The 13,440-nt window shown below is 62.1% G+C and carries 9 protein-coding genes and 2 pseudogenes; 6 read left to right on the top strand and 5 right to left on the bottom strand.

All coding sequences use genetic code 11. The features are described from left to right. Positions 1-133 precede the first annotated feature (133 nt). Positions 134-634 (top strand): peptidoglycan-binding domain-containing protein, encoded by a 501-nt coding sequence (locus V1289_RS38805; protein ID WP_334404247.1) that lies wholly within the window; start codon positions 134-136, stop codon positions 632-634. Positions 635-722: 88 nt separating this feature from the next. Next, complete coding sequence (locus tag V1289_RS38810; RefSeq protein WP_334404249.1) at positions 723-1,019, top strand: hypothetical protein; 297 nt, start codon at positions 723-725, stop codon at positions 1,017-1,019. A gap of 87 nt (positions 1,020-1,106) precedes the next feature. Here the strand turns inward: V1289_RS38810 and V1289_RS38815 are convergent, their stop codons facing one another. Continuing rightward, positions 1,107-1,964, bottom strand: coding sequence for a dienelactone hydrolase family protein (locus V1289_RS38815; RefSeq protein ID WP_334404251.1), 858 nt, complete (start codon positions 1,962-1,964; stop codon positions 1,107-1,109). Between the two features lie 228 nt (positions 1,965-2,192). Continuing rightward, positions 2,193-2,801 (bottom strand): tetratricopeptide repeat protein, encoded by a 609-nt coding sequence (locus V1289_RS38820; protein WP_334404253.1) that lies wholly within the window; start codon positions 2,799-2,801, stop codon positions 2,193-2,195. Positions 2,802-3,059: 258 nt separating this feature from the next. Here V1289_RS38820 and V1289_RS38825 point away from each other — a divergent pair, with 258 nt between their 5' ends. Then, entirely contained in the window at positions 3,060-3,983 is a 924-nt protein-coding gene (locus tag V1289_RS38825) for an NADP-dependent oxidoreductase (protein ID WP_334404255.1), read from the top strand. A gap of 28 nt (positions 3,984-4,011) precedes the next feature. On the opposite strand, the gene V1289_RS38830 is transcribed toward V1289_RS38825, so the two are convergent. After that, the gene (locus V1289_RS38830) at positions 4,012-5,055 is read right to left on the bottom strand and encodes an LLM class flavin-dependent oxidoreductase (protein ID WP_334404257.1); all 1,044 of its coding nucleotides are present in this window, start codon (positions 5,053-5,055) and stop codon (positions 4,012-4,014) included. Positions 5,056-6,073: 1,018 nt separating this feature from the next. Then, complete coding sequence (locus V1289_RS38835; protein WP_334404258.1) at positions 6,074-6,361, bottom strand: hypothetical protein; 288 nt, start codon at positions 6,359-6,361, stop codon at positions 6,074-6,076. A gap of 57 nt (positions 6,362-6,418) precedes the next feature. On the opposite strand from V1289_RS38835, the gene V1289_RS38840 reads away from it, so the two are divergent. The 3 genes and pseudogenes from V1289_RS38840 to V1289_RS38850 all read left to right on the top strand — a co-directional run bounded on the left by V1289_RS38840 (position 6,419) and on the right by V1289_RS38850 (position 12,398). After that, positions 6,419-7,852: a CoA transferase gene (locus V1289_RS38840; RefSeq protein ID WP_334404260.1), complete on the top strand. Its 1,434-nt coding sequence runs from the start codon at positions 6,419-6,421 to the stop codon at positions 7,850-7,852. Between the two features lie 147 nt (positions 7,853-7,999). Beyond that, a pseudogene (locus tag V1289_RS38845) lies at positions 8,000-9,245 on the top strand (efflux RND transporter periplasmic adaptor subunit). A 30-nt stretch (positions 9,246-9,275) separates the two neighbouring features. Then, positions 9,276-12,398, top strand: a complete 3,123-nt coding sequence (locus tag V1289_RS38850) for an efflux RND transporter permease subunit (protein WP_334404262.1) — start codon at positions 9,276-9,278, stop codon at positions 12,396-12,398. Positions 12,399-12,420: 22 nt separating this feature from the next. Here V1289_RS38850 and V1289_RS38855 read toward each other — a convergent pair. Further along, positions 12,421-13,333: pseudogene (locus V1289_RS38855) on the bottom strand (amidohydrolase family protein). Positions 13,334-13,440: the final 107 nt, after the last annotated feature.

The following is a 13,440-nucleotide window of genomic DNA, read 5'->3' on the forward strand; positions in this document are numbered from 1 at the left end:
CCAGCTGCGAAGCCGGAGTTGACCTTTGATTTAGCGCTGCCGGAAGTTTTGGTTTTACGGCGGTGTATTTGAACCGACATAGGTTTTCAAAGCGAATCATCGAGAGACTTCAAGATCAGGGAAGAACAAGCCATTGCGTGTCTTCATCCTCGCATTGTCGATCCTGGGAATTCTCGTCAGCGCAAATGCTGCCAAAGCCGGTCCGAGCACGACCGACCGCGAGTTGGTGGCATCCGTTGATTCGGTGACCTCCGCCGACGAGGCAACTCAGGAAACCGAAGATCAGATTGGCCTGAACAAGGCAAAGCGTCGCGACGTGCAGCGCCGGTTGACCGGTATCGGTTTCGACACCAGGGTCAACGGACGGTTCGACGAGCAGGCCCGCACGGTCATCACACGCTGGCAGGCGGCACGCGGCTATCCCAGGACGGGCTTCCTCAACACGCTGCAGCATCAGGCGCTGCTGACCGAGTCCGTCTCGGCGGCACACGCCAGCGTCAGCGGCAGCGACACATCCGATGACGACCTTCTTCCGGCCCGTCGTCACGGCGGGGGCGGTGCTCGCCACCACCGCAGTGGCGGTCCAGGCGGACTGATTGGCGGCGTGGTGGGTGGACTGTTCGGACGCAGGTGACCCGCATTTGAGCTGGATCAAGGCCGTCGGGTCAGGGAAGAGCAGACTGTGTTCTGCGCTCAAGGACTGGTCCATACAGGAGACTGGAATGTTGGTGCAAACGGCGTGTGAAGCCCTTCGCTCAGGGCACGTTCTTGAACTCCAATACGATGGCTATTCTCGATTGGTCGAAGTTCATGCCGTCGGTTTCACCCGGGAAGACAACCCCATCATGCGAGCCTGGCAAATTCGAGGCGGCGCCGACGACAAAGAACCAATCGGATGGAAGCTTTTGCGGGTTGACGAAGCCAATGATGCCGTCGTCACAGATCAAAAGTCTCTTGCTCCCCGTCCCGATTACCAGGCAGGCGACAAAGAGATGAAGCTGATTACCTGCCAGCTCTGAAGTACCGGCCGACAATTTCGGCACATCGCGGTAAAGCGGACATCGCGGTTGCACACGCCGAGATCCGGTTTTGACCAGCAAAAGAAGTCAATTTCTGTTGCCGCTATCGGCCTTGAGGTGGCGATCGAGAAACTGGTGCAGGCGGTGACTTGCATTGTCCGCTGCCTCGCCGTTGTATTCCACCCAGTGATCAAACAAGGTCATGCCGGGCTGGAGGTGCGGGTAATAGAATCCGTGGTGCGCGCCGGGATAGACAACGAGCTCGACTGGCGGCCCGTCGTTGCCCCAGCTGGCGATTTTATTGGAGCAGTCCGCCGCCGGCGTCCAATCGTCGAGGGCCCCAATGAAGATGAGCGTGGGTATCTCCGGACGCGCCATGGCCTGCTTACATGGAGGATTGAACGCAGCCGCCGCCCGGAACCGCAAGTTGCTTGGAGGGGCGAAGTGTTCGAACGAATTGGGTTCCGCCGCAGAGAGGGTAACCCAACCGCCTGCCGAGAAGCCGACCGCAGCCACACGGTGTGGATCGACGAAGGTTTGGCCAAGGAAGACGAGAGCCCCGTAGGCATCCGGCCTGCGCTTGAAGAAGGTGACAAGCGCGCTTGATGTGCACGCGTGATCTATACCACGCGTTGCATAGCTGTCGACGAGCAGGACGACATAGCCCCAGGCGACGAGTGCATCGGCCAACCTTTGCTTTGTCGTGTCATGCATCCCGGCACAGCCGTGCAGTCCGATGACGGCGGGATAAGGGCCTGCGCCATCGGGCTTGGCCAGATCGCCCTGAATGCGGTCGCCCGGAATGAGCGCGCCCATGCGCCGTTGAGAGGCGCTTTCAAACTCTACGCGCTCCAGAGGTGTGGCCCATGCATCAGCCATCAGCGCACGTACGACGCACCAAAGCATCAGCACTACCGCGGCTTGGAAAGTGACTGTTCTAGGCAATGACGTCTCCCTCGAACCTTCGCCCGAAGTCGTCGTGCGGGTGCGAAGCCTTCCAGTCTCCACGTCCGCGGCGCTTCAGCAATGATGTTGCTCAAGTCTCCCTTCCAATACAACATGCCCGTGCCTCAGCCCACGCGGCGACGCCTGAAAGCGTTCCGTTCGCGCACCACGAGCCGCTTCCAAGGCGCGACTGATCCGCCCGCTGAATTGCGTCGCAGAGCTCAATACTCAATAAACGAGACCGGTGCCGGGCGGTTTTTCGAGCGCATCCGCCAACGACCGATACTCCGCGCAATCGGTGCCGCAAATCGCGGCGATACGGCTTAGATGGTACTGCGCCTGATCGCGGTTACCCTGTTCGATCTGCCACAGGCCGTAATACTGCCAGGTCAGCACATGGTTCGGATCCGATTTCAGTGCGCGCTCGTACCAGACTTGCGCGAGCTTGTAGTCGCCGAGCTTGCGGTAGGAATAGCCGATCAGATTGGCCACATTCGGATGATCGTCGTGGCCGAGCGCCTTTAGCTGCTCGATGGCCGCGGAATAGTCGTTGCGGTCATAGATCGTCGCATAGGCTTCGCGGTAACCCTTGGCAAAAACGGGGTCTTCGAAGGCAGATTGCTTGGTGGTCTTCTTAACCCTATGGGTGGCTTTGGTGCGCGACGGCTGCGGGTAAGACGAACGGGGATAATAAGTGGAGCCTTGGTCCTTCGCGTCAGTACCGTCTCCACCACCACCTCCTCCTCCAGCCCCAAAAGCTGGCGTGAACGAGGCTGGAGTACTTAGCGCCATCAGAAACGTTGCCAACGTCGTCAACCTGATTACTGATTTGATCATTCGTGCCTCCCGTTTTCTTGTTCGGGCCATACCTCCAGCTGCACCTGTTAACTCCGCTTCGGTTGAAACATTCCACTCGGAAAGATTTTTGCTTAGGCAAATTTGAGCTTGGTATGTGACAGTGATTCTGTCTCATGCTTGAGGCCGCTGGGTCATCGCACGCGTCGATCGGTTGAGCCGGCAGGGTGAGACCGGTCATCGAATTTGATTGCGTCAATCAAACATGCGACGTTGGTTCCACCAAAGCGAGGAGCACCAATGAAAGCGGCCTTCATCGAACGGCACGGCGAACCGGAAGTTCTGCAATTCGGCGAGATGCCCGATCCCGTGGCCGCATCCGGCGAGGTCGTGGTTGATATTGTCGCCGCCAGCGTCAATGGCGCGGACTGGAAGGTGCGTGAGGGTGTGTCGAACCAGCTTTCTCGATTCCCTTACATTCTTGGACGGGATTTCTCCGGGGTCGTTTCAGCGGTTGGGGAGGGTGTCAGCGACCTGCGTGTCGGCGACGAAGTCTTCGGCGTCTGCGACGTTGGCCAGGAAGGCGCCTATGCCGAGAAGATTGCGATCAAGGCGGCCATCGTCGCCAAGAAAACCGATCGCCTGTCGCATGTCGATGCCGCAGCACTGGCGCTTGCCGGGTTGACGGCGATTTGCACCGTCGAAGACACATTGAAACTGAAGGCGGGCGAGACGATCCTGATTCAGGGCGGCGCGGGCGGGGTTGCGAGCTTTGCCATCCAGCTGGCAAAACATCTGGGGGCGCGCGTGATCACGACCGCAAGCGCTGCGAACCAAGATTATCTCCGCCAAATCGGCGCCGACGAGATCATCGACTACAATGCGGTGGATTTTACCAAAACCGTGAGCGGCTGCGACGCCGTATTCGATACCGTCGGCGGCGATGTCGCGCAGCGGTCGTTCAGCGTGCTGAAACCGGGCGGCCGGGCGGCCTTTATTGCCTCGGGCGCACAGGCGCCAAAGCCGGACCGCAGCGACGTCGTTGCCTTGCGGCCCAGCGTCGGACGCGATCGGCCGCATCTCGAGCGCATCGTGGCGCTGGTGGCGGCAGGGGCCGTCCGTCCTCCGGAAGTGACACGCTATCAGCTCAGCGACGCCGTGGCCGCGCACAGGGTAAGCGAATCCCGCCACTTTCGCGGCAAGCTGGTTTTTCTGGTCCGCTGAAACGGCCTCGCTCGCCCGGCTGGATCGATCAAGCAGCTTCCTGCGCGAGCATGTCCCGGACCAGCGGCACGACCTTGCGGCCGTACAGTTCGATGCTGCGCATCAGCTTCTCATGCGGCAGCGGGCCGGCCGAATACTTCAACTGAAAGCGCGCGATGCCGAGCGCCTTCACGGTGGCCGCGATCTTTCGCGCCACCGTCTCCGGCGAACCGACATAGAGCGAGCCGTGATCTGCCTCCTGCACGAACTCGTCCCGGCCCATCGGCGGCCAGCCGCGCTCCTTGCCGATGCGATCGCGCATCATCTTGTAATCGGGCCAGAGCTCCTCGCGCGCCTGCGTGTCGCTATCGGCGACATAACCCGGCGAATGCACGCCGATCGGCTTGACGGGGCGGCCGAACTGCCTGAAGGCGCGGTGGTAGAGGTCAACATAGGGTGCGAACCGCTTCGGATCGCCGCCGATGATGGCCAGCATCAGCGGCAGGTCATAATGCGCCGCGCGCACCACCGACTCCGGGCTGCCGCCGACGCCGATCCAGGTCTTGAGCGTGCCGTGTTCGATCGGCGGAAACACATGCTGGTTATTGAGCGGTGGGCGCAGCTTGCCCTGCCAGTTCACCGCCTCCTGCTTCAAGAGCTCGGTGAACAGATCGAGCTTCTCCTCGAACAGCGCTTCATACTGGCCCAGGTCGAAGCCGAACAGCGGAAAGGATTCGGTGAACGAGCCGCGGCCGAGGATCACCTCGGCGCGTCCGCCTGACACCGCATCGACGGTCGCAAACCGCTGGAACACGCGGATCGGATCGTCCGAACTCAGCACCGTCACGGCCGAGCCGAGCCGGATGCGACGGGTCCGCGCGGCGATCGCCGCCAGCACCGTTTCGGGCGAAGAGATCGCGAAGTCGGCCCGGTGGTGCTCGCCAAGGCCGATAAAGTCGATCCCGAGCTGGTCGGCCAGCACCGCCTCCTCGATGACGTTGCGGATCACCTGCGCAGGCGGCAGCGGCGAGCCGAGCGCATCATTGGTGACGTCGCCAAAGGTATCGAGCCCAAATTCGAGCGGGGTGGTCATCTGTCGTATCCGGTTGTGGCATGCCTTTTGGCATGCGTTAGCGCATCGGGCCGTGAGTTTTCAATATGCGTGAACGGGAGGAGCGGGCTGCGACGCCAAATCCTCGACCCGGACGAAGGACGCCGCGTTCTTATTTGGTTACGAGCTAATAGTCGCTCGTTGTCTGGCAAGACTGCGCTGGGAAACACAGGGTTTCCGCAGGCGACGCAATAAGACCGCATGATTTGGAGCGGTTCAATCCAGTGATTTGCCCCGCAAATTGCCCGACGGGCAAATCAGTGATTTTCTGTCAAGCCCATTCCAAGAAAATATTCCTCTTGTCGCGTCGGGCAAATCAGTGATTTGACTCCGCCCGTCTCACCCGACAAGAGGGGCGGCTCGCGATCGTCACGAAACGCGCGGTGGGATGCGATGGACGCGAAAGCTGCGACTGACGAGCGTGGCTGATGCGGACGGCGAAGTCGCGTGGTCCTGACGCCCCGATGCTGGCGTCAAGTGTCGCGGATTTATTCGCGGCGCGACGGTGGCAAGAAAGCCGGTCACCGGGGAGAGCGCGCTATAAGCCGTAAAACCATTGCGCAGGGAAGGCCGGATGCTCTCCGCTGAACCTGTATGCTCGTGTGCGCATTTTCTTGTGCAGCTTGCACACGAGACCGCGGGTGCAGCGCGCACCCGGCTTTCCCTGCGCCCTCTGATTGGAGAGGGCGGGAGTTGAGATCAAAGCTCGGGCGCGTGGCGTCGCGAGAATGCGGATTCGTATTTGGCACCGTCATTGCGAGCCAACGGGTCGCGCGAATGCGCGCCCGATGACAGGCTCCGCGAAGCAATCCATTTCGCCGCGCAAAGAAAGAATGGATTGCTTCGCTGCGCTCGCAATGACGGACAAGTCGGTGCCATCCCATTCGTCGTCGCCCGCGAAAGCGGGCGATCCAGTATTCCAGAGACGCCAATGATTGAACCGAGAGGACGCAGCGTACTGGATTCCCCGCATGCGCGGGGAATGACAGCCAATGCTGCGCTACTCCGGCGCCGCACCTACTGGCGGCCCACCCGGCGGCCGGTGCAAAAATGTGATCGACGCAAAGGCTCCGATCCACGAACCGACCGCCGCAAACCCGACATAGACCCAGTTTTCGGTGTAGCTGATGACGGCATAGGACGAGAGCAGATACCAGACGCTGCTCCAGGTCGCGGCCGGCACCCGCTTGCGCGCCACCACGGCCGAGGTGAACATGACATAGACTGCGTCCGTTGCGGCGGTTGCAAGCATGACGGCACCGGCAGTGAGGGGATCGATGGCGGCCATTGCAGTTCCTTCCAGGGTGAGGCAGAGCTTGTCGAAAGCTAGAGAAGAGGGACGGTGATGCAAAGCCCCAAGGAAAGCCCCAAGGAAAGCCGCAAGGAAAGCCCCAAGGAAATCCTCTCCGATATCTGGACATCGGCCGGCGGCGATCCGGCCGCGCTCGACGCAGTCAAGCTGACCGGTGACGAAGCGCAATTGCCGTCGTCATTTCGCGTCGCTGCCGCGGCGCAGACCAGCGTGGCCGCGACCGGATTGGCGGCGGCGCAGATCTGGAAGCTGCGCAGCGGGCAAGGCCAGGATGTCGCGGTCGATATGCGCCATGCCGTGGTCGAATGCCGAAGCGAGCGCTATCTGCGGGTCGATGGCAAGCCGCCGCCGCCGGCATGGGATGCGATCGCTGGAATCTACAACACTGTGGATCAGCGCTTCGTCCGTCTGCATACCAATTTCAGGCATCACCGCGACGCCGTCTGCAAGGTGTTGAACTGCAAGCCTGAGCGCGACGAGGTGCAGGCGGCGCTGATGCAGTGGGACGGCGAGGCGTTCGAGACAGCGGCCTATGCCGGCGGTTGCGTGGTTGCGTTGATGCGCTCGCATGAGGAGTGGTCGGCAACGCCGCACGCAAAAACGCTGGCGGAATTGCCGCTGATCAGCATTGAGAAGATCGGCGACGCGGCGCCAAAACCCTGGCCCACCGGCGATCGGCCGCTGGCCGGCATTCGCGTGCTCGATCTGTCGCGCGTGATCGCGGGGCCGGTCGCGGGCCGTACCCTCGCGGCCCATGGCGCCGATGTGCTGTTGATCTCCGGTCCGGATTTGCCGGCGATTCCCTGGCTCACCATCGACACCGGCCGCGGCAAGCTCACGAGCTTTGTCGAATTGAGGAGCGAGCAGGGCCGCGACGCATTGCGCGATCTGTTGGCAGAGGCAGATATCTTCTCTCAGGGTTATCGGCCGCACGCGATCGCCAGGCTCGGCTTCTCGCCGGACGAGGCGGCCAGCATCAATCCCGGTATCGTCTATGTGACGCTGTCGGCCTATGGCCACGCCGGTCCCTGGGCGGAGCGCCGCGGCTTTGACTCGCTGGTGCAGACCGCGACCGGTTTCAACCATGCCGAAGGCCAGGCCGCGGGCGTCGACGGGCCGAAGGAATTGCCGGCGCAGATGCTCGACCACGCCACCGGCTACTTCATGGCGTTCGGCGGCATGATGGCCAAAGCGCGTCAGGCTCGCGAAGGCGGCAGCTGGCATGTCCGGGTGTCGCTGGCGCAAACCGGGCGGTGGCTGTGGAATCTCGGCCGCGTCGCCGACGGTTTTATGACCGAGGATTTGAAGGGAGAAATGGTGATGCCCTTTATCGAGGAAGTCGCGTCGGGCTTCGGACCGCTGCGGTCGGTCAGGCATTCGGCGGTTTTGTCGAAAACGCCCGCCTTCTGGGCCCGGCCGGCGATGCCGCTCGGCAGTCATCCGCCGCAATGGCCGGCGCGCGGTTGAAGTCCTCGGGGCTTGTCTCTCGAAACTTTAACGACAAACGCTAAGGCTAATCGCGTTTTTTAGGTTGTTTGAAACATCAATTGGGCACTATTAGCGCACCGCAGGGGCAGTCCTTGCCGGAAACATCGCCGATCTGATCCGGACCGCATGCTAAACGAATTTAACAAGCAATTGCAGGCGCTTAGCGGGAAACGACAGGCGGCGGCCCTGGCGTTGCTGGCGTTTGCCGCCGCGGCCATTTACGGGTTCGTGCATCTCAACGGCGCCAAGCAGGCGCATTCGGAGGTGTCGAGCCAGTCCCGCAAGGGATTGCAGCGCTATACGCCGACGCCGGCCGAATGGGCCAGCCTGAGCTTTCAGCCGGTCGCCGAGCGGGCCTTCCGCGCCGAATACGTCACCGAGGGCAAGATCGCGATCGATGAGGATCGCTCGACGCCGGTGTTCTCGCCCTATACCGGCCGGGTCACCAAATTGCTGGTGCGGCCGGGCGACAGCGTCGTAAAGGGCCAGCCGCTGTTCGTGATCGAAGCCGCCGACACGGTGCAGGCGCAAAACGATTACATCGCGGCCATGACCAGCCTCAACAAGGCGCAGTCCGCGGTCGATCTCGCGAAGATCCAGGACACGCGCGCCAAGGACCTGTTCGAAGGCAAGGCCGTTCCGCTGAAGGACTACCAGCAGAGCCAGGCGACGCTGATTCAGGCGCAGAACGATTTGCGCTCTTCGCAAACGGCGCTGGAAGCCTCAACCAACAAACTGCACATTCTCGGCTTCAGCGACGAGGACATCGCCACCTTTCGGCAAAAGGGCCGCATCAATCCGGAGACCACGGTTTTTGCGCCGATCGCGGGCACCGTGGTTCAGCGCAAGGTCGGCCCCGGACAATATGTCTCTACCGGCGCCAGCGACCCGGTCTATGTCATTGGCGATCTCTCCACGGTCTGGCTGGTCGCCTTCGTCCGAGAGACCGACGCTGCGAAGGTCTCGGTCGGGCAGGACCTCAATTTCAATGTCATGGCGCTGCCGGGGCGACCTTTGTCGGCACGCATCAACTATGTTGCCACGGCGATCGATCCTGCGACGCGCCGGCTCCTGGTCCGCGCCACGATCGATAACAAGGACGGTCAGTTGAAGCCGGAAATGTTCGCCAATGTCACGCTCTACTCCGCCAGTGATCATCCGGCCGTTGGCGTGCCAAAGCAGGCGTTGATCTATGAGGGCGACAAGGTCCGGGTCTGGGTCGCGCACGACGACAAGTCGATCGAACTGCGCAACATCAAACCCCGGCCTCACCAACGGCGATCTTGTCGAGGTGATGGACAATTTGAAGCCCGGCGAACAGATCGTTACAAGGGGCAGCCTGTTCATCGACCGCGCTGCATCCGGTACGTAACCCCTTAAGCCTTTGAAAGCTCCGGTCTGAATGGATCGCCTTGTCGCCCTTGCAGTCAGCCGCCGCTATTTGATGGTCGGCATGTTCGTCGCGGTGTTCGTCGGCGGCCTGATCGCGTTCAAGCAGCTCAACATCGAGGCCTATCCCGACCCGACCCCGCCGATGGTCGACATCGTTACGCAAAGTCCGGGGCTGTCGTCGGAGGAGATCGAGCGCTACATTACGATCCCGATCGAGACCCAGGTCGCGGGCATCAAGAACCTTCGCACCATCCGCACCATCTCGCTGTACGGCTTGTCCGACGTCAAACTGCAGTTCTCGTTCGACTATACGTATGACGAAGCGCTGCAGCAGGTGTTGAACCGGCTGTCGCAGCTTGCGCCGCTGCCGGGCAACGTGCAGCCGGGAATTTCGCCGCTCAGCGCGATCGGCGAAATCTACCGCTACCGGTTGAAGGGGCCGCCAAACTACAGCGTGCTCGACCTGAAGACGCTGCAGGACTGGGTCTTGCAGCGCCGTTTCCGCGCCGTGCCCGGCGTGATCGACGTCACCGGCTGGGGCGGCAAGACCAAGACCTATGAGCTCCAGGTCGATTTCAACAAGCTGGTCGCCAACGGACTGACGCTGCCGCAGGTGCTGCAGGCCGTCAGCAATGCCAACATCAATGTCGGCGGCAATACCGTCAATATCGGCGCGCAATCCGCCGTGGTCCGCGGCGTCGGCCTGATCCGCTCGATCGACGATCTCAACAGTACCATGGTGTCGCAAAGCGGTGGCAATCCGGTGCTGGTCAAGGACATCGCAACTGTGACTGTCGGTGAGAAACCGCGGCTTGGCATCGCCGGAATCGACGACGACGACGACATCGTGCAGGGCATCGTGCTGATGCGGCGCGGCGAGCAGAGTTCGCCGACCATCACACGAGTCGAACAGGTCGTCGCCTCCATCAACAATTCCACCATCCTGCCGCCGGGCGTACAGATCGAGCGCATTTACGACCGCAAGGACCTGATCGATCTCACCACCGCAACCGTGCTGCACAACATGGTGGTCGGGATCCTCCTGATCGTGCTTCTGCAATGGATTTTCCTGGGCGATCTGCGCAGCGCGCTGATCGTCGGCGCGACGATCCCGTTCGCGCTGTTTTTTGCCGTGATCATCCTGGTGCTGCGCGGCGAATCCGCCAACCTGCTGTCGGTCGGCGCCATCGATTTCGGACTGATCGTCGACGCCACCGTCATCATGGTGGAAGCGATTTTCCGCCGGTTGTCGCAAACGACCGCGCTGTCGGAGGCCGAGGAGAGCCACATCTCTCGCGAGACCTCGATGGGGATGAAGAGCCACGCGATCCTCTCGGCGGCCGCCGACGTGTCGCGCTCGATCTTCTTTGCCGCCGCCATCATCATCGCCGCCTTCCTGCCGCTGTTCACGCTGAGCGGCGTCGAAGGCAACATCTTCGGGCCGATGGCGCGGACCTATGCGTACGCGCTGGCGGGCGGGATGCTGGCGACGTTTACCGTCACGCCCGCGCTGAGCGCGATCATCCTGCCGTCGCATTTGGCTGAAACCGAAACCTGGATCGTGAGGAAGCTGGATCAGCTTTACGTACCGGTCCTGAATTGGGCAATCGCGAACCGAACGATCATCATGGCCGGCGCCGCGGGTCTCGTGGTCATGACCATCGTGTTCTCGCGGCTGCTCGGCCTCGAATTCCTGCCCAAGCTGGAAGAGGGTAATCTATGGATTCGCGCCACGCTGCCGCCGACGATTTCGCTGCAGGAAGGCAACGCTTACGTCAACGAGATGCGGAAGACGATCCGTGCCCGGCCCGAGGTGGAATCCGTGGTCTCGCAGCACGGACGCCCGGATGACGGCACCGACGCCGCCGGTCTGTTCAACGCCGAATTCTTCGCACCGCTGAAGCCGGTAAGCGAATGGCCGGGTACCCATGACAAGGAAGAATTGACCGGCCAGTTGCTGGCCCAGTTGCAGGACAAGTTTCCCGGCGTCGAATTCAACTTCTCGCAATATCTGCAGGACAACGTCTCGGAGGCGGTCTCGGGCGTCAAGGGCGAGAACTCGATCAAGCTGTATGGCAACGATCTGCAGGCGGTGAGCGACACCGCCAACAAGATCAAATCCGTCCTCTCGACGGTACAAGGCATCACCGACCTGGCGGTGTTTACCTCGCTCGGCCAGCCCACCATCCAGATCGATATCGATCGTGCGCGCGCCGCCCGCTACGGCCTGGCGCCGGGCGATATCAACGCCACCATCAAGGTCGCGGTCGGCGGCGACAGCGCCGGCGACCTCTATGAGCCCGGCAGCGACCGGCATTTTCCGATCATCATCCGCCTGGCGCCGGAATACCGCAAAAGCGCCGAAGCGATCCAGAACTTAAGGATCGGCGTGGCGGGTCCGAACGGCGGAATCACGCAGATACCCCTGAGCGAAGTCGCTTCGATCAACCTGGTCTCGGGCGCGGCCTATATCTATCGCGAACAGCAGGAGCGCTATCTGCCGATCAAGTTTTCGGTGCGCGAGCGCGACCTCGGCAGCGCGATCCAGGAAGCGCAGGCAAAGGTTGCGGAACAGGTCCAGCTGCCGCCGGGATCGCATGTCGAGTGGGTCGGCGAGTTCGGCAATCTGCAGGACGCCATCAAGCGCCTGTCGATCGTGGTGCCGATCAGCCTCGCGCTGATCGCGGTGCTGCTGTTTCTCAATTTCGGCTCGATGGTCGACACCATGCTGGCCATGAGCGTGATCCCGATGGCGATCTTCGGCGGCGTGTTGGGACTGTTGATAACGGGCATTCCCTTCAGCGTGTCGGCCGCGATCGGCTTCATCGCGCTGTTCGGCATCGCCGTGATGGACGGCATCATCATCCTGTCGCAGTACAATCAGCTGATCGACGAGGGTTTTGACCGGGTGCGCGCGGTGATCCGCACCGGTGAATTGCAATTGCGGCCGGTGTTGATGACCTGCGTGGTGGCGGGCGTCGGGCTGTTGCCGGCCGCGCTGTCGACGGGGATCGGATCGCAGGTGCAAAAGCCTCTCGCGGTGGTGGTCGTCACCGGCATGATGCTGGCGCCGCTCGTCATCCTGGTGACGCTGCCGGTCCTGATCTCGGTGTTCTCGCGCCGGGCGCGATGATCCCTCTCGGTTCTGGTACCGGTCATCCGAACCCGTAAAGCCGCGCCGGGTTGTCGACCAGGATCTTCTTGCGGATCGCGGCATCCGGCGCCCAGACCGGGAGTTGGTTGAGCAGGCGGCCATCGTCGATCTGGAGCAGCGGCGTGACATCCGTGACTTTCCGGCCGGGGACGGAATCCGGATGCGGCCAGTCGGTGCCCCAGACGATGCGGTCGACATTGGCCGCGATCAGCGCCTTGGCCAGCGGCGCCGCGTCGGCATAATCGGGGCCGAGTTTCGAGGCCCGGTAGGCGCCGGAAATCTTTACATAGGCCTTGCCCGACTTCACCAGCTCCAGCAGGTCGGCAAACCCCGGCTGGTCGATGCCGCGGGCGGCCTCTGCACCGCCGAAATGATCGAACACGACCGGCACCGGCGAGGTGGCGACCAAATCCTTGATCGCGGAAATCATCGCAAGACTCGTGAACAGCTGCACATGCCAGCCGCGCGCTTTCACCCGTTCGACCGCGGCCGAGAAGCGCGGCCGGCCGACGGTCGGATCGTTGACGCCGCCGGTGGCGAGATTGAGCCGGATGCCGCGAAAACCCTGCTTGTTCATGGCGTCGAGATCGCTTTCCGGCGTGTTGTCGTCGATCACGGCAACCCCGCGCGCGGTCGCCCCGCGCGCCTTCATGCCGTACAGCGTGGAGGAATTATCCGGGCCGTAGACGCTGGGCGTCACGATCGCCACGCGCTCGATATTCAGCGCCTTGTGCAGCGCCGACATCTCTTCGGGCGACGCCAGCTCCGGCGTATAGACGCGGCCCGCGAAGAACGGGAATCTCATCGCCGTGGATATGGGTATGGCAGTCGCAGGCGCCGGCGGGAATGTCGAAATTCACCGGCGTTGAGGGCTGCGCGGCTTTCGAAAGCGCGGATCTGTCGTTCATGGTCATTCGGCTCCGGCCCTGATCTTTTGCTTCGGTAACATGCACCAGCTAATCGAACCAGCCGCCTTCCGGATTTGACTAATCCTTGCCGCCCCCGGACACTCCGGCATCAC

The sequence above is a fragment of the Bradyrhizobium sp. AZCC 2289 genome, assembly GCF_036924615.1.
GTDB lineage: Bacteria > Pseudomonadota > Alphaproteobacteria > Rhizobiales > Xanthobacteraceae > Bradyrhizobium.